1 rRNA gene is annotated in these 332 nt (G+C 44.0%); it reads left to right on the top strand.

The annotated features are described in order from the left end of the window. Window positions 1-99: 99 nt before the first annotated feature. Window positions 100-332 (top strand): 16S ribosomal RNA (locus tag AC6H04_RS02300); the annotation flags it as partial.

Genomic DNA, 332 nt, shown 5'->3' with positions numbered 1-332 from the left:
TTGTTTCACAAATGTGCAGGGTATATCAATTTCGGTTGATATCAAATGTAATTTGCGAAGTCAATTTCGCTAGTAATATTAATGAGTCACAAACAATCATAAATTGAGAGTTTGATCCTGGCTCAGGACGAACGCTGGCGGCGTGCCTAATACATGCAAGTCGAACGCATCCCGCTGAATTGAAGTGCTTGCACTGATTTTCAGCATCGGATGAGTGGCGAACTGGTGAGTAACACGTGGGTAACCTGCCCAGAAGCGGGGGATAACACTTGGAAACAGGTGCTAATACCGCATAACAACTGAAACCGCATGGTTTCAGTTTGAAAGATGGT

It is taken from the genome of Secundilactobacillus sp. MJ173 (genome assembly GCF_059704265.1).
The sequence above is the reverse complement of the archived record's forward strand: the minus strand, read 5'-3'. Positions and strand labels throughout refer to the sequence as shown.